This is a genomic window from Hymenobacter sp. FMD4, assembly GCF_058932745.1.
Genome location: NZ_JBZYWH010000002.1, coordinates 155,376 through 174,786, shown reverse-complemented (window position 1 = coordinate 174,786; position 19,411 = coordinate 155,376). Strand labels below are relative to the sequence as shown.

Below are 19,411 nucleotides of genomic sequence, written 5' to 3'. Positions count from 1 at the left end.
CATTTCATGGCTTAGTCGCGGTGGCGAAAGGTTAGCCAGAGCACGAGCCCAAGCAGCGTGATGCCGCCTCGGATGCCCCAAGCCACTGCGGGCCCCCATTGTTCGATCCACGTCAGGAACATGAATTTCATGTCCAGCAGCGGCAACACCAGCGACACCAGCCCAATCAGCAGTAAACCGAGTCCGAGTTCTTTCATGCGCCCAAAAGTGAGTTTGTGAAGGGGCAACTGCGCCCTTTTATGGGAGCTAACGTCAAGCTCCGCAGTGTAGTACCTTGTCACTTCACAACCTCGCCTTATGTAACTACTTAACGGCAATGCAGGAAATCTCCACCAGCACGTCTTTGGGCAGGCGCGCTACTTCTACCGTTTCGCGGGCCGGGTAGGGGCCGGCGCCGAAGTACGAACCGTATATCTCATTGATGGTCCCGAAGTGCCCGAGGTCTTTGACGAAGATGCTGCACTTCACCACGTCCTGCAGCGTGTAACCACCCGCCGCGAGCACGGCTTGCACGTTGCGCATGACTTGGTGCGTCTGGGCCTGCACGTCGCCCTCACCGATGAGCTGACCGCCGGAGGCATCGAGGGCTATCTGCCCCGATACGTAAATGGTGTTGCCGGCTTGCACAGCCTGGCTGTAGGGGCCGATGGGGGCCGGTGCTTCGGGCGAATTGATGATGGTATTTGCCATGAGGAAAGATCAAGCGGGGCTAAGCCCTATTTTCGTGGCCTGAACTTAGCCAAAACCATGCATCTGCTCATCCTCGACGGTCACCAACTGCAAAACGAAATTCGTGATAAATTCGGGCCGCAGCACCAGTATACCTTTATCCCAGAGGCCAATACCCGGCTGGTAGATGATGTAGAAATGGCAATGCCACTGCTCGACGAAGCTCTGCCAACGGTAGAGGTGGTGTTCGATTTCGGCAATTATGGCCCACTGTACGAAGACCAAGAAGGTATTGTGGCTTTTGTGGAAGCCGCAACGGAGTCTCTTACTGCCCGTTTCGGCACCGATAAGCCGGCGTACCCGGTGTTCGGCTTCTGCGGCCTGCCTACGCTATTCAACCGCCCGCTGCTGGAAGTCAGCCTGTACGATGCTACTCATTCACGGGTATTAGCCACTACCTGCGCTAAGCTAGGAACAGAGTACCGCGTAGTAGCCGACCGCGTAGGGATGGTGACGCCCCGCGTTGTGTGCATGATCATCAACGAAGCGTGCTTCACCTTACAGGAAGGCACCGCCAGCGTTCAGGATATTGACTTGGGCATGAAGCTCGGCACCAATTATCCCAAAGGTCCTTTTGAATGGGCCAATGCCATTGGGGTCGGCCGTGTATACGACCTATTGACCATGCTCTGGGAAGATACCCGCGACGAGCGGTATAGAGTCTGCCCGTTGCTTAAGCGTATGTCCTTGCGGGCCGAAACCTTTTAAGGCGCAGTTTGGGGCGTTAGGCACACGCTGCGTTTGCCGAAAAAAGTGGCGTATGCCAGATTGGCCCAGTTGTGCGGATCGGGGGTAATATCCTGAAATAACAGAATTTGGGGTGGGTCCTGAAGCCGATTCACACACACATCGGGTGCCGCCGATGTGCGTAGAAGTAGGTATCGGTCAGTTAGTTGTTGGTCATAGCGCTGGGCAGTACCGCTCAACCATTCCTGGTAAGCTACGATGGTGTTGTTGCTGTTTTCGCGCCAGCTTAGCCAGCCAGGATTGCGCAACCGTACATTGTGGTCGGTGAGAAACGCCAGCAGAAGCCACCCCAGCAAAGCGTAGCGGGCGTAACGTGGAAGGATTAGATAAGGGAGTGCCAACTGCGCCCGGTGCAGGTGTTGTACCCACCCATGGGCAGCCAAAAACCAACCCACCACGAATAACAAGTACTGAAGGTTGCAGGCCCGGGGCGGTGATTCCATTCCGGTAGCCCAAAAGGCTAGGCCCTGGCTCAGCACGAGCATTAATAGTATCAACAAGGTCAGCAGCCACGGAGCTCGGGTCAGGCGGTTGAGCGGCAATTGACTGCATTTAATCAATTCTGCGCTCAAGGGTACCAGCAGCAGTGTTACAGCTAGGAGCACTCCATTGCCCAGCCAGTTTAGGAAGTAATAAGCCGTGGTTTTCAGCGCTAGCAGGCCGCATTGAGCTAGACTGAAATACTGGGGGTTGCCGGCGATACGGCCAAAATTACCGGGCGCTGACCAAGCCACAATACAGGCTGCTGCCGTTAGGAGGCTTACTGCTACATAGGACCACGCTACGCGCTTAAGCTGCCATGAATACACCGCCGTTGCGGCCACCCAGCTCATGAGCAATAGCAAGGCTACCATTTCATTACCGCCCACGGCCATCACCGTTAGTACAGCCGCCGTCAGTAGCCACCTGCACCGAGCCCGACGCGAAACTGCTGCACCGTGTTGAGCAGCAGCGGCTAACACTAGCAACACTAGCAAGCCCGGTAGTAAGTAATTAAATCCGCTAGTTAGCCAATAAAACCCTTCAGCTGGGCTTGGTAACTGAAAGGTTATTAGCAGCATCCATACTCCACTTGCCAAGCATAGTTGTCCCGACGTAAATGCTTTACGAAGTAGGCTCCTTAGTAAAGCATATAATGTAATCGGTAACGCAAGGAGCAGTAACAGACATACGAACCCGTAACTGGCATTGATGTGGCCATATGAAACCGGGTTTAGCATGCTCCAGCACCAACTAGCCGTGTAGCGCCCCGTCCATTCCTGATACATGTGCCCCAAGTAGCCCCAATGGCCGTACTGCTGTACAGCATTGGCCTGCAAGAAGTCATCGGCAGCGGGGTGAGCATACCCGCATAATGCATAGAAGGGCAGCAACGCTACTACCACTGCTCCGGCCAGAGCCAACCTTGTTATTGAGGAAACACTATTACCGAGCAAAGGACGACAGGCCAGCGGAATATCGTCGTAGGGTGGGGCAGGCATAAGAAAAGTAAGGCTTACCAACTGACTCTCGAAAGTACGGTGCATAGGAATTGCGCGGGTTACTTCTCGCTTCCACATGCCTTGCTTGACTATAGCCAAGGGGTTAAAAAAGAAAAGGAGCCCAACCGAGCTCCTTTTCTTTTAATAAGCAAGCAGAAATGCCTTACTCCACTGTAACCGACTTGGCCAGGTTACGAGGCTGGTCGACGTTGCAGCCGCGCAGCACAGCAATGTGGTAAGAGAGCAGCTGCAGCGGAATCACCGATACTAAGGGCATTAGCTCATCGGAGGTATGCGGCACTTCTATCACAAATTCAGCCATCTGCGGAATCACTGTGTCGCCTTCGCTCACGATGGCAATAATGCGACCCTTACGAGCCTTCACTTCCTGAATATTGGACACGATCTTCTCGTACGAGCTGTCGCGGGTGGCAATAACCACTACCGGCATGTTCTCGTCAATAAGCGCAATCGGGCCGTGCTTCATTTCCGCCGCCGGATAGCCTTCGGCGTGGATATAGCTGATTTCCTTCAGCTTCAGGGCTCCTTCTAAGGCTACCGGGAAGTTATAGCCGCGGCCTAGGTACAAGAAGTTGGGAACGTCTTTGAAGATTTCCGAAATCTGGCGAATCTCGGTATCCAGCTCCAAGGCCTTCTCAACCTTTTGCGGAATGGTGTGCAGCTCCATCATTAACTCACGCAGGCGCTGATCCGATAGCGCCCCACGGCGCTGACCCATAATCATGGCCAGCAGCGTCAGCACCGTTACCTGGGCAGTGAAAGCCTTGGTCGATGCCACCCCGATTTCCGGGCCAGCGTGAGTGTAAGCACCCGCGTCGGTAGCACGGGCAATGCTCGAGCCTACTACGTTGCAGATACCAAAGATGGTAGCACCCTTGCTCTTAGCTAATTCAATAGCTGCCAACGTATCTGCCGTCTCGCCCGATTGTGAAATAGCAATTACGATGTCGCGCTCCGACAGCACTGGATTGCGGTAGCGGAATTCCGAAGCGTATTCTACTTCCACTGGAATGCGCGCCAAGTCCTCTATGAGATACTCAGCCACTAAACCAGCATGCCAAGAAGTGCCGCAAGCCACAATGATGATGCGCTGCGCATTCAGGAACTTCTGTTCGAAGGCCCGGAAGCCACCCATGTTCAAATGACCCGCTTCCATTTCCAAACGGCCACGCATCGAATCCAAGATCGATTTAGGCTGCTCGAAGATTTCCTTCAGCATGAAGTGCTCGTAGCCTCCCTTTTCGATGCTATCAAGGGCTAACTCCAGCTTCTGGATGTAGGGCGTTTGCTGAACATCCTCTTTGCTGCGAATGTCGAGCTTGCCGTTACGGATAACGGCAATTTCGTAGTCATTGACGTACACAACTTCGTTGGTGTACTCAATGATAGGCGTGGCATCAGAAGCAATGAAGAACTCGTTTTCGCCAATGCCGATAACCATTGGCGAGCCTTTGCGGGCGGCAATCAGCTGATCCGGAGCCTCTTTGCTCAGCACGACAATGGCATAAGCCCCAACTACTTCGTGCAGTGCCAAACGTACGGCTTCTTCGAGCGTGCATTTGTTCTGCTTCTGAATCTCCTCGATCAGATTAACGAATACTTCTGTGTCCGTATCTGAATGAAACTCATGGCCTTGCTGCATCAAGTGCGTTTTCAGGGCCGCGTAGTTCTCGATGATACCGTTGTGAATGATGGCGATGCGCTCCGATGTGGAATAATGCGGGTGAGCATTCACGTCGTTCGGCTCACCATGGGTAGCCCAACGGGTGTGACCCATGCCCACGTGGGCATGAACGTTCTTGTCAGCGATAAACGATTCAAGATCAGCTACTTTGCCTTTCTTTTTGAAAACGTTTAGCTCGCCGTTAAGCAATGCAATGCCTGCTGAGTCGTAGCCGCGGTATTCCAAGCGGCGCAAACCTTTGAGGATAATGGGGCAGGCTTCACGATGCCCGATGTAAGCAACAATTCCGCACATACTGGGTGTCCAGAAGAAAGAAAGATCAGAAAAGATGAATGGCGCGGCCCTGTGTCAAAGTCCGTGCCGTTTTGCAAAGATATGACTACTACTGTGTAGGCTTGGTGTAGTATACCCGCAGACGAATGTTTTGGGCATCAATAGCGGCCCGGTTGAGCGAAAGGGTTCCGGACCGGCGCAGCGTGGGCGACAGCAGGAAAGAGGTTGGCAAAGCACCGTTCAGCTGGTTAGTAGTGTATGCCTGCACGTAAGTGGTAAGCAGAACACTGTACTGTTGCTCATTGGCACTGAGTAGCAACTGTGCTTCGGCATTGGTGCCTCTTGGGTTGGCATTATCGGATTGCACGATGCGCTCCGTTTGCGTGCCGGCATTATCGTGCCGCAACACCCGATTATTTGCCCCTGCCTCATAAAGGTAAAGAGCGGTAGGGGCAGCGAACTGAATGTTGCTGCTTCTTTGCAGCGGTACAATTAGTTCAGCTCGGTTGATAATGATGTTTTGCTGTGTAAGCCGTTCACGTAGGGTATTGAGGCCCGGAAGGGTAATTTTGGTCACCAAGCCCGCTCCATCCTGCGCATAGGTAATACCGCCAGAACTGGCTGCTGGTACTTCCGTATTTCCATTCAAAGAACCGAATGGAGTCCCTGCAGCACTGAAATCGTAAGTGATACCAGTGAAATAGCGGGGGCTTGATACGCTACCCCCTACAATGGGGTCATTAAACAAAATGCGATAAAACCTGCTCTTTCGCGGTGTAGTCCCACTTGCTGGAATGTGGTAGTACACAAATACCTGTGACTCCGTGGACCGATTGAATCCAATTACAGTCCCATTGAAGCCTAACGCCGGTTGAATTGATATGCCCTTCCAAACGCGTTGCAACTGTTGCTGCGTCAGCGTGTTTTGAGCCTTCAGTAGGTCAAACAGTTGCGTGGCAAAAGCAGTTGGCTGCTGAGCATTATCGGAAAGCGGCAAGCGCAGTGGCAGATCCACAACCCGGGTTGTGGTGTCCGTTTGCGATGCAGGAGTTACTCTCACACGGGCCCGGCGGTTTAGGGATGCAGTTTTATTAAGTGCAATCGACTGACCCAGTTGTACGTTGGAGCTAGAGTTATAAGGCGTGTTTTCGTCTAGCGCTTGCTGAAGATCATACACGCTGAGGCGCACCGGCTGGGTGGCGCTGCCATAAATTCGGTCAAAGCCAGCAAACAAGACCACCGAATCCAACTGCGCTCCAGTAAAGAACGAAGGGAGTGTGTCGTTGCTAGGAATCAGATCCAAGTAAGCGTTGGTTTCTATTACCCCGCGAGTATTAGAGTCGGTCAGGCGGCCTACCAAGTATCGGTCGCGACGGGTAGTAGCCAGTGAATCCTGCCAGATCGTGGCGGCACTTCCCACGGGGAATTCCTCGTAAATGGCTCCTACGGGTACAGTGCCTGGCAAATCAATGCCTAGCTCATTGGCGTCTTCACACGAACCGAGCGAAAACAAAGCGGACGCCAACAGCAGAGCTGCCGACGTCCGTCGAGTCAATAGCCTAGTTGGCCAATTCATTATAAAGGGCGTAGTATGAGCTGAGCAGGTTTTCATCGTCAGCCACTTGTCCAAGGCGGTGGCGTGAGGAATACTCCTGAAACAGCGCGTTCAGGTTTTCGCTAAAGTCTTCATCGGAGCGCACCACGGAATCGGCGTACTCCATGCCAATCTTGACAAAACCCGTGAAGTCAGCCGACTGCAAAGCCGCTAGCATCGAGTCGTCAATGTCTAACATCTTGGCTTTCTCAATGATGTCGCCCTCGAATTTGTAATCAAACTCGTTGTTGTACACCGTGAAAATCGACTTGGCATCTTTGAAAATCGGGTCCTTTTTGTAGGTCGTTTTCAAATACAGCGGCATTAGTCCGGTCATCCAGTCATTGCAGTGCACAATATCCGGGGCCCAGCCTAGCTTCTTCACCGTTTCGAGCACACCTTTGCAGAAGAAGATAGCCCGTTCGTCGTTGTCAGCGTGAAACTGATCGTTCTTGTCGCGTAGTACCGACTTGCGGTGGAAATAATCTTCGTTGTCGATGAAGTACACCTGCAGCTTGGCATTCGGGATAGACGCCACCTTGATGATAAGCGGTTTCTCATCTTCGCCCACAGCGATGTTGATACCCGAAAGGCGCACTACTTCGTGCAGGCGGTTCTTCCGTTCATTGATAATGCCGAAGCGCGGGACAAAAATGCGGATTTCCATCCCCATCTCTTGCATCCCTTGCGGCAGGCGCCGCAGGAACTCCGCTACCCGGGTCGTTTGCAAAAACGGATTAATTTCCGTGGCAGCATAGAGTATTCTTAGCTTCGACATACGGGATTAAAAGAGAGGTTAGGAAAAGGAAACACCATTGGGACGCACAAAATTAAACAATTTTGTCCGATAAATCCACTATGCTTACCCCGGGCTGCCGGGGCCGTCTGCCTGACATGGAGATACTTGAAACCGCCGCCGCGTTGCAAGCTCGGACTGAAAAATGGCGTTGCGAAGGCCGAAGCATCGGCTTTGTACCCACAATGGGTGCTCTACACGAAGGGCATTTGCAGCTCGTGCGCACCGCCGCGGCGCAAAATGAAGTAGTGGTAGTAAGCATTTTTGTGAACCCCACGCAGTTTAACAACAGCGACGACTTCAAATTATATCCCCGCGTCCCCGAATTCGATGCCGAAATGTTACGCGGAACCGGGTGTACTGCTTTGTTTGCGCCCGCAGTAGACCAGATATACCCCCGGCCAACGGCGCTACAATTTCACTTTGGCCAACTGGAACAGGTGATGGAAGGCGCCCACCGGCCAGGGCACTTTAACGGCGTGGCTACGGTGGTCAGTAAGCTGTTTCACCTCTGCCGACCGCACCGAGCATACTTTGGCCAGAAGGATTGGCAGCAGGTAGCCGTAGTGCGGCAGCTGGTACAAGACTTGAGCTTTGACCTGGAGCTAGTGAGCTGCCCCACTGTGCGCGAAACCGACGGCCTCGCAATGTCGTCGCGTAACCAACGACTTACACCGGCCTCGCGCCAAGTTGCCCCGCGCCTGTACGAAGCCTTGCAGCTAGCCGTAAACGAACTGCAGAGCCAAGGTGCTCCCGAAGCAGCTTTGCGAGCGGCAACCACTTACCTGGCAAAGTTTCCTGAGATTGAACTGGAGTATTTGGAAGTAGCAGATGCCCGAACCTTACAGCCGGTAAGCACTCAGGTGGAGCCCGGGCAGGAAGTAGTAGTATGCCTAGCCGCCTGGTTGGACGGGGTGCGGCTGATAGATAACCTATTACTGGTTATGCACTAGCACATTGGACAAACAGAAGAGCAGGGGTAATTTGCGTATCTTTGCCGCCTAATTACCTGCTTTGCTTACTCATGCACATTGAGGTTTTAAAGTCAAAAATCCACCGCGCCAAGGTTACTCAGGCCGAGTTGCATTACGTGGGCAGCGTCACCATTGATGAAGATCTGCTGGACGCGGCCAACATGGTGGAGAATGAAAAGGTCACAATCGTAAACGTAAACAACGGCGAACGATTCGAGACTTATACCATCAAAGGGGAGCGAGGCTCGGGTATGGTATGTTTGAATGGGCCTGCTGCCCGTCGCGTAGCTGTTGGGGATGTTGTTATCATTTTCTCCTACTGCCTGATTGATTTCGCCATTGCCCGGGAGCATAAGCCCACGCTGGTGTTTCCCGACCAACACAACCGGCTCGTCTAATCCTGCCGTTTAATTCCGAAGCCAGCAGCCCATACTGCTGGCTTTGTTGTGTAGTTTAGTTGTCAATCTGGATTTGCTGGCGCCAATGAAGCGTGTTCTTACTATTCTCAAATATGCCCTGATGCTTGGCCTATCGGGCGGGCTCATGGTATACGCTCTGCGTGGTCAAGACCTGAGCCGTATCTGGCAGTCCATGTTGGAGGTCAATTTCTTCTGGATTGGCGTTACCATGTTTGTGTCGGTGCTGGGGTACCTCAGCCGTGCTTGGCGCTGGAAGATGCAGATTGAGCCCACGGGGCACCACCCAGGATTCTGGCGCGTGTACCACGCCATGATGATCGGCTACCTGGCCAACTTGGTATTGCCACGCATGGGGGAAGTAATCCGCTGTTCGGAGCTGCGCCGCTCGGCTGGGGTGCCGGTACAGGTAGGTGTGGGCACGGTGATTACCGAGCGTATTATCGATGTGGTGGTACTCTTTAGCTTGCTGGGAGTAGTCCTGCTCTTGGAGTTCGATAAGTTCTGGGGCTTTGTAATGAGCTTATTCACGGATCGATACGCTTCGTTCGAGGCGCATCGACCTGTAATCCTCTCTGTAGTAGGGCTAGGAGTAGCCTTAGGTATTGTGTTGCTGGTATTGATGTTCCGAAACCTGGACCGGCTTCGGCAATACGCCTTCTTCAACCACGCGGTCAAGATTATTCAGGGGCTGCTGGCAGGGGTATTCAGTTTCCGCAAAGTCGAAAACAAAGGCATATTTCTGCTGCACACCATCTTTACCTGGGTGGTGTACTTCCTGATGGATTACCTCGCCTTTTTTGCCTTTCCTGAAACCGCCAAGCTAGGCGTTGCGGCCGGTCTGTCGGTGCTGACCTTTGGCGCCTTCGGCATGGCAACCCCCGTGCAGGGCGGCATTGGGGTGTTCCACGTAATGGTGCAAGGAGCACTCTTGGTATATGGTGTCTCGAAAGAAGGAGGCATTGCGTTTGCGCTAGTCGTGCACGGCGCCCAGACGCTGTTAGTAGCCCTGATGGGAAGCATCAGCCTCGTAGCCAGCTTGCTTCAGAGCCGGCGCAACCCGTTAGTGCTAACCGATTCAGCCGAACTGTCAGTAGCCCATGCCGACGAAAGATAAGATCCTGACGCGCGAGCAACTGCCCGCCACGCTCGATGCTTGGCGTGAACTGGGCCGTCGCATTGTATTCACTAATGGTTGTTTCGATCTGCTCCACCTTGGCCACGTCGATTACTTGGAGCAGGCACGAGCCCTCGGGGATGCGCTGGTTGTGGGGCTCAATACTGACCGTTCCGTCAGTTGTTTGAAGCCTGGGCGGCCGTTGCAGGACGAAATGTCACGCTCTCGGGTGCTGGCCTCCCTTTTGTTTGTAGATGCCGTGGTGCTCTTCGATGAGCCCACGCCGTTGGATCTTATCCATCTCGTACGGCCCGATGTGCTGGTGAAGGGTGATGACTACTCCATTAGCGGAATCGTAGGCCACGAATTTGTGTTAAGTAACGGCGGGCAGGTGCTCACCGTACCCCTAGTAGCGGGTTATAGCACCACCCGCATTGTGGAGCGCATTCGGCGCTTCGAGCTAGGCGAGTCGGCTTAGGGACCGTGGGCTTGGAAACGAGACCGGGGCCAAAGCTGACGGCCGGCGGTTTCACTTCTTCAAGCACTTTTCCTCTGCGCCATGAACTCCTTTTATTTGCTGATTATCGTGCTGATGCTGGTCAGCTTCTTCATCCAGTGGCGGCTGCGCAGCAAGTTCACCCAATACTCCCAAATCGGGTTACAATCGGGCTTATCTGGTAAACAGATTGCCGAGCTGATGCTAGCCGACAACAACATTCACGACGTGCGCGTTATCTCTACCGAGGGGCGCCTAACCGACCATTACAACCCTGCCGACAAAACCGTCAACCTTAGCGCGGAGGTGTTTGAGGGTCGTTCGGCTGCGGCCGCGGCTGTAGCCGCGCACGAATGCGGCCACGCCGTGCAGCACGCCACGGCTTACAGCATGCTGCAGTTCCGTTCGTCCATGGTACCGGCGCTGAGCGCTGTGTCGCGCTTTATGCCTTGGATTTTGCTGGCGGGTATCTTCATGGTGCAATCCACGCTTATTCCGTTGGGTATCGGTATTCTGCTGTTCTCCTTGACGACAATCTTCAGCTTCGTGACCTTGCCCGTGGAGTTTGATGCCTCCCGTCGGGCGTTGGCTTGGATTGATCAGCGCGGTATTGTTACCACCCAGGAACATGCCATGGCCAAGGACGCCCTTTGGTGGGCCGCTATGACCTATGTGGTGGCTGCCATAAGTTCACTGGCAACGCTGCTGTATTACGTAAGCATCTTCATGGGCGGCCGCAACCGCAGTTAATCCCATCAGGGCAGTTCTTCTTCAAAAAAATGCCCGGCCAAGCCGGGCATTTTTTGTGGATTTATTGTGCTGTGTCGCGGGCCATTCCAAACCAAACCCTACAGGGTTGTTGTTATGCATGCAGTCATTGGCCTTCGGGATTTAAAGCTGGTTTTTATCCAACTTTAAGGTTGATAACCACCGTGCTGCTGCCTAATTTCGCGGCGCCGTAGCGGTATAGCCTAGCCATTTCACAAGCTCCCTTACCCCATTCCCACATGAATTTTCAGCTCACCGAAGAACAACTCGCCGTGCAAGCCGCGGCTCGCGAATTTGCCCAAAACGAGCTCTGGGCCGGCGTAATCGAACGCGACGAGCACCAGAAATTCCCTGCTGAGCAAATCAAGAAGATGGGCGAGCTGGGCTTCATGGGCATGATGGTTAGCCCGGAGTACGGCGGCGGCGGCATGGACACCGTGTCGTACGTGCTGGCCATGGAGGAAATTTCCAAAGTGGATGCTTCCTGCTCCGTTATCATGTCGGTGAACAACTCACTGGTATGCTGGGGGCTGGAAAAATACGGCACCGAAGAGCAAAAGCAGAAGTACCTGACCAAACTGGCGACTGGTGAAATCATCGGTGCCTTCTGTTTGTCGGAGCCAGAGGCTGGTTCGGATGCTACCATGCAGCGCACCACCGCGGTAGACATGGGCGACCATTACTTGCTGAATGGTACCAAAAACTGGATTACCAACGGCTCCTCGGCTTCGGTATACCTGGTTATTGCCCAGACCAATCCGGAACTCAAGCACCGCGGCATCAATGCCCTGATTGTGGAGAAGGATACGCCTGGTTTCGTTATCGGCCCGAAAGAAAACAAGCTCGGTATCCGTGGCTCCGACACGCACTCGCTCATGTTCACGGACGTGAAGGTGCCTAAAGAGAACCGCATCGGTGAAGATGGTTTCGGCTTCAAATTCGCCATGCAAGTGCTGGCCGGTGGCCGTATTGGTATTGCGTCGCAGGCCCTGGGTATTGCTTCGGGGGCTTATGAGCTGTCGGTGAAGTACTCAAAGGAGCGCAAAGCGTTTGGGGTGCCGATTTCGCAGCACCAGGCCATTCAGTTTAAACTGGCCGACATGGCTACCAACATCGATGCTGCCCGTTTGCTGTGCTTGCAGGCTGCCCACGACAAGGATGCCCACCAAGACTACGCCAAGTCCGGCGCAATGGCCAAACTCTTCGCCTCAAAGGTGGCCATGGACACAGCCGTAGAGGCGGTGCAGGTGCACGGTGGTTATGGCTTCGTGAAAGAATTCCACGTGGAGCGCATGATGCGCGACGCCAAAATCACCCAGATCTACGAGGGAACCTCTGAGATTCAGAAAATTGTAATCTCGCGGGAAATCCTGAAGTAAGGGGCGAATTGCCTTAAAGTCAGAAAGCTTGCACAAAACCCAGCCAAAATTCTGGCTGGGTTTTCGTTTTTGTGAATTTTTATATCTTATTTTGCATTGTCTAAACAGCGGAGTCAATTTATCCCGCTGATACTGAGCCACCCACCCCAGCGTCTGAATATGGAAGATTACAATAAAGTCATAGAATCGCTCGGCGTGCGCTACATCAAAGCCAAGAACTTGGTGTTGCAGCAGCCGTTCACCGTGCGCAACTACTACGACGTGGGCAACAATCTTATTCTGTTGCATAAGGGTCGGGTTTCCTTTGGCGAAGACGATATCGTGATTGAGGAGGGGGACATGCTGTTTATCCCCGGCGGCCGCGCCACGCGCGTGAGCTACGGGGAGCCCGGCGGTAAGACTATTACCAACGACGACCTGATCAGCAACAAGGACAAGTTCTTCCACTCCAACACGGACCTGGATCTGATTTCCGACGCTGAGGAAAGCCACTCATTTGTTTCGTTTGAAGCAAAGGTGTTTGACTCGGTGAACTTCTTTGCTTCCTTGGACGTGCCGGCGTTCATGATCAGCGGCAACTCCAAACTGGCCAACTTGGTCATCAAGGTGGTGGAAGAGAGCCTGCAGGAACTGCCTGGCCGCGAACGACTGGTTTCGATCTACACCGAGAACTTGGTGGTGGAAATCATTCGCTATATCCTGAAGAACAAGATGTTTGTGGAGCAGTTGGCCACCAACAGCACGTACTTCAAGGACCCGCGTCTGATCGACCTGTTCAACTACATCAAAGAAAACCTGGGTGGTGATCTGTCGAACAAAGTTCTGTCGAGCGTAGCTAACGTTTCGGAAGATTACGTTGGTCAGTACTTCAAGATGCTGACGGGTATCAACCCGCAGGACTACATTGAATACCAGCGCATGGAGCGTGCCGTGTTCCTGCTGCGCACGACGAAGAAAAGCATCCGGGACATCGGCAAGGAAGTGGGCTACAAGGATACCGCTTACTTCTGCCGCCGCTTCAAGATGATGTTTGGCATTCCAGCTGGTAAAATGCGCCGCCGCGAATCGGCCATGAACATCTAATTTGGGAATGCTGGGAATCTTCCGGGTTTAGCTTGACCTTCCTTTGGTCTGCAGATTCCGTGAAAGATCAAAACAGAAGGCGCCTCGACATAATGTCGAGGCGCCTTCTGTTTTATAGATCCTATGAGGAAAAAGAGGGCAAAGCTTACTTGAGCAGCGCGGCTTCGGGAACGGCATTGTAAGCGCAAACCACGCGGGAAACTTCGCCAAGGAACTCTGGGTCCTTCTCAATCTGGTTGCCAATGACAATTACGTCGGCGCCGGCGGTTAGGGCTGCGTGGGCTTTTTCAGCCGTGTTGATGCCGCCGCCCACAATGATGGGCACTTCCACGGCTTGCCGTACGGCCTGAATCATGGCAGCTGATACGGGGTACATGGCCCCGCTGCCACCGTCGAGGTAAATCAGGCGCAGGCCTAATTGGGCACCGGCCATAGCAGTGCAGGCTGCAATAGCGGGCTTGTCGTACGGCAGGGGTGTCGTGCCACTCATATAGCTGGCCGTGGTTTGACGACCCGAATCCACTAGCATGTAGCCGGTGGGCAGGATTTCGAGTTGGCTGGAGCGTAGCAAAGGCGCGGCTACCACGTGCTGGCCGATCAGAAAATCAGGGTTACGGCCTGAGATGAGCGACAGCAGTAAAATGGCATCAGCTTGGGCATCGATGTGCAAGCTGTTGCTGGGGAATAGTATAACGGGTACCGAAGAGTGATTCTTCAGCAAGCCGATAAGGGCAGCTTGGTGCTGCGTGGTCACCAAACTGCCCCCTACGAAGAAGTAATCAACCGGATGCTGCTGGCTCAGCGCCAGAATACGCCGCGCGCCGACCTCGTCTAAATCGTCGGGGTCGAGCAGCACGGCCAAGGATTTATGGCCGCGTTGGGCGCGGAGGCTTAAGGCGTCATGCAGTGGCGTCGGGCGCATGCGCGTCGTCGTGGTGGATGACAAAGTCGATGTCCTTGGTTTCGGGCTCGGTGCCCGAAGCTGCAAGGTCCGAATTTTTGTTTACATCCATCCACTCGTTCACCTTGCGCGTGATCAAAGCGATAAGCACCCCGGAAAGCTGACCAATGAGCATTTTGCCAGCGTCGGAGTCGGCAAAGGCGCGAATTGTATCGATAACCGCGGAGCTTTGGGGCTCGGGGCGGGCGTAGGCGCGGTTGTATTGGGACTGATAAGCGGCCCCGGGTACCGTAGACGGCAGCTGGGACGGAGCTGGCGCATCGAAGGCCGGGAATGGGTCAGAATCGGCGGGCGCAGTGGCGTGGTAAACCGGCGGCGCAAGGTGAGCCCGCGGGTGCGCTTCTGCTACGTTGGTTCCAAAGCCGTAATCATCGGAATGCGCTACGAGTTGGGCTTTGCGCTTGCCGCTTGCTTTGCTCGCTTTCTTCCCTTTCAGTTTTTTGCGTGGACGTGGATGGTCATCGTCCTCGTCGCCGCGGCCCAAGACTTTGCTGACGAGCCAGAAGCCGCCGAGCAGCGCTGCGCCAATAGCCACGTACTTGCCCACACGGGTGGTTTTGTCTTTGATATGGTCTACGTCGCCCAGTAGAGCACGCTCGTATTCCAGTTTCTGGCGCTCCAGAAACTCACGTTCGTCGTCAAACAGCGGGTTGTGCAATTCGCTCATCGCGCTAAAACGGTTGAGAAGGTTATTGGCGCTTGTCCGATTTGTAGATGGTGTTGCTCAGCATCTTATCGGCTAGGCCTTGGTAGATTTTTTTGCCCACGCCCACCACAAAGATGATCAGCAGCACCAAATAGAATCCAGCGACGATGCCAAATCCCCAAAAAGAGCTGTCGAGGGCTTCGTTGAGCGCCAGGCCGGCGAAAATGCTAAGGAAAATCAAAAAGAATAGTCCTAGGAGCCCAAGCGTGACGCCCTGGGCCGTGCCGACAAACGCCGTCTTGACTTTTTCCTGCACCTCCAGGCGCACCAAGTCAATACGCGTGTCGATGTAACCCATCAGATTGCTCATCAGCGAGTCGTTGCGGGGCGTTTTGTCGTCGTCGGTAGCCATGCAGCGGCGAAGTTTGTTAGGTGACAGGTTTGGTTGGGAGGAAGCGTAAAGCAAAGGCTTGGCAGAACTCCAACCCGGGGGGCATCGTTCTTCAAGCCGAAGGTTCATACGAAAAAGCCTGCCGCGCGTCTGAAATTCCCCTTAATTTTACCCTTACTGCGTCTGCCATTGTGAGCCAAACGTTTTACCAGGTGCTGGGCGTCGCGCCCACGGCCACGTTGGCCGACATCAAGCAGGCCTACAAGCAGCTGGCACTGCGCTACCACCCCGACCGCAACGGGGGCAGTACGCTGCATGAGGAACAGTTTAAGCTGGTAGCGGCGGCGTATAGAGTGCTGGCCGATCCGCAACGACGAGCCAGTTACGATCATCAGTTATTTCGGGCGCGCCAGCGAGCCGACGAAGCCCAGCGGGCCCAAGCCTTTCGGCCGCAGGCCCAACATGTGTACGGCGTACCCATGCCCCCGCCGGAGCCATTGCGGACGCGCCGGCCGGCCTCGTCGGCTGAGCGGCACTACGTGCGGCGGCAAAAGGCCCGGTTTACCCGCAAGGACTACCTACTGGTCATCAGTTTATTTCTCGGTATTCTGGCCTTAGCTATTAGTATCAAGCTGGTGATGGACCACTTCACGGCCAAGAGCAACTACCGGAATGGACTGAAGGCTTACGTCAAGCGGGAGTGGCAGACTGCCCATCGCTACATGAGCGAAACACTGCACTTTGCACCGGAACACGTAGGAGCGCTGCGGCGACGGGCCGAAATCGAGCAGCTGGTGTACCGCAATTATTCCCGGGCCGCCGACGGCTACCGCTTGGCGCTGCGCGAAACGCAAGACCGTCGGCAGGCAGCCGAACTGCTGTACCGCATTGGCCAGTGCCAAACCGGTCACGGGCACCACCAAGCCGCTATGCGAAGCTTCTCGCGCGCTCTGGCTCTCGATTCGGCCCTGACTGAGGCGTGGCTGGCAAGGGGAGAGGTGTCGCTGTTTGAGCAGCGCCGTTACAACGCCGCCGCCCGCGACATCAGTGTGGGACTACGTCAGCGGTCCAACGAATACTCCCCTTCCACCAAATGGCTTACGTACCGCGGACTAGCCTACTTCAAACAAGGCAACTACTCGTCTGCGCTGGCTGATTATCAGCAGGTACTTTTGCTGCAGCCCGAAAGTGGGCAGATTCATTTCCTGCTGGGGCGCGTAGCTCAGAAGCAGGGCCGTAAGGGCGCAGCCTGTGAATTTTTCCGCCGTGGAGCAAAGCTTAAATACTTGCCGGCCCAGGATGCCGTGCGGCGTTATGGTTGCGGGAGCTAATGCTCATCAATAGCGCGCTTCTAAGTAGGTGTTATGCTTCAGGGCGGCGCTGAAACTACTAAGCGGGCTTAGCAGATTCTTCCGTCTGTTCGTCGTCGTTTGCTTCTGATTCTTCTTCCAAGTGCTCTTGAGCTAACTCGGCGGCTATTTGGCGTCCGTGGCGCCGGTCGAGCCAGTTCATCACGGGCGTAGCCGCTACTCCGTGCATCACCACCGAAACGACGATGGTGAAGCCCGCAATGGCCCAGAGCTCCTTGGAATCGGGAAAATGACCGTTCTCCAGCCCGAAGGCGAGGTAGAAAATGGAACCAATGCCCCGAATGCCGAAAAAGGAAATGACACCGCGCTCGGCCCAGGTCATATTCGCTGTGCGGCTCAGCGTGAGCAGGCCACCGATGGGGCGGAGCACCCAGATCAGTAACAGGCCCACGGCTGCCCCCGCCCAAGTCAATGGGGCAAGTAGGCCGCGCACGATGGCCCCGCCCAGCAAAATCAACAGCACCACAATCAGAAGGCGCTCAAGCTGATCGGTAAAGGCATGCATCTGCTTGTGGTATTCGTGTTTCCGCTCCCGGGCACGTAGCGTAATTGCGGCGATAAACACCGCCAGGAAGCCGTAACCATGCAACAGCTCGGTCACGCCGTAAGACGTAAGCGTGACGGCCAACGCCACAAAACCGTAAGCATTGGCCTTGATGCTGACCCGCTTCGGCAGATGAAAAATCAGAGTGGCCAACAGCTTGCCAGAAAGCCAGCCCAGCGCAACGCCGGCAGCGGTGCGGTAAAGCAGGTCGTACCAAAACCACGACCCCAGGCGCTCGGTTAGCGGCATGAAAGTCGGCAGCAAGGCAATAGACAGATAAACAAAAGGGAAGGCGAGTCCATCGTTGAGCCCGGCCTCGCCCGTGAGGGCAAAACGCACATTATCCTCGCGGCCCTCGCCAGGGTCACCGACCTGCACATCGCCGGCCAGCACGGGGTCGGTGGGGGCGAGGGCGGCAGCAAGCAGCACGGCCGAGGCTGGAGCCAGGCCTGCTATCCACCAAGCCATACCAGCTACCCCGCCGATGGTAATGATCATCAGCACCAACACCAACAGCAGCGGCACGCGCCAAGTATGAAAGGAGAAAGGTCGGTCGATTTTCAGTCCGGTACCCGTCAGGGCAATGATTACGCATATCTCGGATAGGTGCGTAGCCAGGGTGGGGTGGTCGAATGGACTGGGAGAAGGTAAATCGAGCGGCAACATGTACACGACCATACCCAGCAACAGGTATAGAACTGGATAAGACAGCGGGTACTTTTCCAGCAAAGAGGGGAGCCACGCTACCCCTAAAATGGCAATGCCAAGCAGCGCTAGCGTAACGTTGTAAGGCGACATGAAGCAACATTAGAAGTCAGGGGATGGCCGTAATACGAACAAACCTGACGGTAAGGCATCTTCGGCGGGGAACAAACCGATCCGGGCCCTACCTAGTGCTTCATCGGCGAGCCACTTGATTTCTGACCCAACTGATCCAGAGCCGCCCGAAAACCCGTGGCCAGCTGCGCGGCCGGCCCGCGGCCGTAGTAGTGCAAAAACAACATCCGGGGTTGATCAAAAAGCATGTGGTTGTGCAGGGCCACCACTTCCAGGTGGTGCGCCCGCAAGGCTTTGATTACGGGGTTTACCTCGTGCTCCAGCATGGCAATATCACCGGCCACGTGAGCGTCGGCTTGCTGGCCGGCAAAGGTGGCCCAAGAATTTAGGCCGATGGCGGCCGTCATTTCGGTGTTCATCATCAGCACCCGCAGGTCGGGGCGGCCCACGGTGTACTTGTACGTCGGGCCATTCACGGTGCCTTGGTGGTTCACGATTTTATCGAGTGCGGGCAGGTTAAACAGCTCCTTGCCGGTAGGCGTGCCCGAACTGGCTGGCGCAGCCGTGTTACCGGCTTGAGGTGCAGGTGGGGAAACGGTCGAAGGCTGATTAGCCGGCAGGAGCTTGGAACCCTTGAGCGTGGAGGCAAACTTCTGCGCCAGCTCGGCCGGACTGCCCATGCCGTGGATGTGCATGTAAAAGATGCGCGGCTCTTCGTAAAAAAAGTGGTTGTGCACTGCCCCGATTTCCAACCCGTTGGCCAGTGCCGCCGACATCAGCGGATTGACTTCTTCTTGCAGTAGCACAGTGTCGCTCATGAGCATCGCCGATTTGCCATCGAGTGTGTGCTTGATGGCCACCCAGCCGCCGAAGCCGAAAGCAATAGGCACCGGTTCACCCTTGATGCGAACCTTCAAGTCGTTGCGGGGCAGGGCCGTGGTGTGCGTGGCTTGAGCATCGATGTAGTTTCCTTTTTTTCCAAAAGCTGCTTCGATAGCGGCTATTTCGGCGGGTGTAAGGGCAGGGGTAGGGCCGGCACCGGGCACTGACCAAGCATGCACTTCTGCGGTGGTGCCGAGGAGCAATGGCGTGGTAGCCAGGGCAGTAGTTTTAAGCCAGTCGCGACGGGAAAAGCGGGAGTTTCTCATATATCATCAATTATGA

Annotated in this window: 20 protein-coding genes; 9 read left to right on the top strand and 11 right to left on the bottom strand. The window is 54.9% G+C overall.

The annotated features are described in order from the left end of the window. Window positions 1–11: 11 nt before the first annotated feature. The gene (locus tag AC5FXY_RS02725) at window positions 12–197 is read right to left on the bottom strand and encodes a hypothetical protein (RefSeq protein WP_493555090.1); all 186 of its coding nucleotides are present in this window, start codon (window positions 195–197) and stop codon (window positions 12–14) included. A 106-nt stretch (window positions 198–303) separates the two neighbouring features. Beyond that, window positions 304–690, bottom strand: a complete 387-nt coding sequence (locus AC5FXY_RS02720) for a RidA family protein (RefSeq protein WP_493555089.1) — start codon at window positions 688–690, stop codon at window positions 304–306. Window positions 691–747: 57 nt separating this feature from the next. Here AC5FXY_RS02720 and AC5FXY_RS02715 point away from each other — a divergent pair, with 57 nt between their 5' ends. Continuing rightward, window positions 748–1,437 (top strand): 3-hydroxyacyl-CoA dehydrogenase family protein, encoded by a 690-nt coding sequence (locus AC5FXY_RS02715; protein WP_493555088.1) that lies wholly within the window; start codon window positions 748–750, stop codon window positions 1,435–1,437. Here AC5FXY_RS02715 and AC5FXY_RS02710 read toward each other — a convergent pair. From AC5FXY_RS02710 to AC5FXY_RS02695, 4 genes are all read right to left on the bottom strand, one after another. Further along, window positions 1,434–2,744, bottom strand: a complete 1,311-nt coding sequence (locus AC5FXY_RS02710; RefSeq protein ID WP_493555313.1) for a DUF6056 family protein — start codon at window positions 2,742–2,744, stop codon at window positions 1,434–1,436. The genes AC5FXY_RS02715 and AC5FXY_RS02710 overlap by 4 nt on opposite strands. A gap of 376 nt (window positions 2,745–3,120) precedes the next feature. Then, a complete protein-coding gene (gene glmS / locus AC5FXY_RS02705) occupies window positions 3,121–4,956 on the bottom strand; it encodes a glutamine--fructose-6-phosphate transaminase (isomerizing) (RefSeq protein WP_493555087.1) in 1,836 nt (611 codons plus the stop codon). A gap of 88 nt (window positions 4,957–5,044) precedes the next feature. After that, window positions 5,045–6,511, bottom strand: coding sequence for a DUF4270 family protein (locus tag AC5FXY_RS02700; protein WP_493555086.1), 1,467 nt, complete (start codon window positions 6,509–6,511; stop codon window positions 5,045–5,047). Beyond that, window positions 6,495–7,307: a glycogen/starch synthase gene (locus AC5FXY_RS02695; protein ID WP_493555085.1), complete on the bottom strand. Its 813-nt coding sequence runs from the start codon at window positions 7,305–7,307 to the stop codon at window positions 6,495–6,497. The genes AC5FXY_RS02700 and AC5FXY_RS02695 overlap by 17 nt, the downstream gene beginning before the upstream one ends. 80 nt (window positions 7,308–7,387) lie before the next feature. Here AC5FXY_RS02695 and panC point away from each other — a divergent pair, with 80 nt between their 5' ends. The 7 genes from panC (at window position 7,388) to AC5FXY_RS02660 (ending at window position 13,558) form a co-directional block, all read left to right on the top strand. Beyond that, complete coding sequence (gene panC / locus AC5FXY_RS02690) at window positions 7,388–8,278, top strand: pantoate--beta-alanine ligase (RefSeq protein ID WP_493555084.1); 891 nt, start codon at window positions 7,388–7,390, stop codon at window positions 8,276–8,278. Window positions 8,279–8,349: 71 nt separating this feature from the next. Then, window positions 8,350–8,697 (top strand): aspartate 1-decarboxylase, encoded by a 348-nt coding sequence (gene panD, locus AC5FXY_RS02685; protein ID WP_493555083.1) that lies wholly within the window; start codon window positions 8,350–8,352, stop codon window positions 8,695–8,697. Between the two features lie 85 nt (window positions 8,698–8,782). Continuing rightward, window positions 8,783–9,832 carry a lysylphosphatidylglycerol synthase transmembrane domain-containing protein gene (locus AC5FXY_RS02680; protein ID WP_493555082.1) on the top strand — a complete coding sequence of 350 codons (1,050 nt, stop codon included), beginning with the start codon at window positions 8,783–8,785 and terminating at the stop codon, window positions 9,830–9,832. After that, window positions 9,816–10,310: a D-glycero-beta-D-manno-heptose 1-phosphate adenylyltransferase gene (gene rfaE2, locus AC5FXY_RS02675; RefSeq protein WP_493555081.1), complete on the top strand. Its 495-nt coding sequence runs from the start codon at window positions 9,816–9,818 to the stop codon at window positions 10,308–10,310. Before AC5FXY_RS02680 ends, rfaE2 begins: the two co-directional genes overlap by 17 nt. Window positions 10,311–10,391: 81 nt before the next feature. After that, entirely contained in the window at window positions 10,392–11,078 is a 687-nt protein-coding gene (locus tag AC5FXY_RS02670; protein WP_493555080.1) for a zinc metallopeptidase, read from the top strand. A gap of 257 nt (window positions 11,079–11,335) precedes the next feature. After that, window positions 11,336–12,475, top strand: coding sequence for an acyl-CoA dehydrogenase (locus AC5FXY_RS02665; RefSeq protein ID WP_493555079.1), 1,140 nt, complete (start codon window positions 11,336–11,338; stop codon window positions 12,473–12,475). A 159-nt stretch (window positions 12,476–12,634) separates the two neighbouring features. Continuing rightward, a complete protein-coding gene (locus tag AC5FXY_RS02660) occupies window positions 12,635–13,558 on the top strand; it encodes a helix-turn-helix domain-containing protein (protein ID WP_493555078.1) in 924 nt (307 codons plus the stop codon). A 145-nt stretch (window positions 13,559–13,703) separates the two neighbouring features. On the opposite strand, the gene AC5FXY_RS02655 is transcribed toward AC5FXY_RS02660, so the two are convergent. Genes AC5FXY_RS02655 through AC5FXY_RS02645 form a run of 3 tightly spaced genes read right to left on the bottom strand, consistent with a single transcriptional unit; the run spans window position 13,704 to window position 15,577 of the window. Next, window positions 13,704–14,480, bottom strand: coding sequence for a phosphoglycerol geranylgeranyltransferase (locus tag AC5FXY_RS02655; RefSeq protein ID WP_493555077.1), 777 nt, complete (start codon window positions 14,478–14,480; stop codon window positions 13,704–13,706). Further along, window positions 14,458–15,186, bottom strand: a complete 729-nt coding sequence (locus AC5FXY_RS02650) for a hypothetical protein (RefSeq protein ID WP_493555076.1) — start codon at window positions 15,184–15,186, stop codon at window positions 14,458–14,460. Before AC5FXY_RS02650 ends, AC5FXY_RS02655 begins: the two co-directional genes overlap by 23 nt. A 22-nt stretch (window positions 15,187–15,208) precedes the next feature. Next, entirely contained in the window at window positions 15,209–15,577 is a 369-nt protein-coding gene (locus AC5FXY_RS02645) for a phage holin family protein (protein WP_493555075.1), read from the bottom strand. A 170-nt stretch (window positions 15,578–15,747) separates the two neighbouring features. Between AC5FXY_RS02645 and AC5FXY_RS02640 the strand changes: the two genes are divergently transcribed. Continuing rightward, window positions 15,748–16,887, top strand: coding sequence for a DnaJ domain-containing protein (locus tag AC5FXY_RS02640; protein WP_493555074.1), 1,140 nt, complete (start codon window positions 15,748–15,750; stop codon window positions 16,885–16,887). Between the two features lie 58 nt (window positions 16,888–16,945). Here the strand turns inward: AC5FXY_RS02640 and AC5FXY_RS02635 are convergent, their stop codons facing one another. Continuing rightward, on the bottom strand, window positions 16,946–18,268 hold the full coding sequence (locus AC5FXY_RS02635) for a cation:proton antiporter (protein ID WP_493555073.1): 1,323 nt from the start codon (window positions 18,266–18,268) through the stop codon (window positions 16,946–16,948). A 92-nt stretch (window positions 18,269–18,360) separates the two neighbouring features. Continuing rightward, window positions 18,361–19,395 (bottom strand): DUF1259 domain-containing protein, encoded by a 1,035-nt coding sequence (locus tag AC5FXY_RS02630; protein WP_493555072.1) that lies wholly within the window; start codon window positions 19,393–19,395, stop codon window positions 18,361–18,363. Window positions 19,396–19,411: the final 16 nt, after the last annotated feature.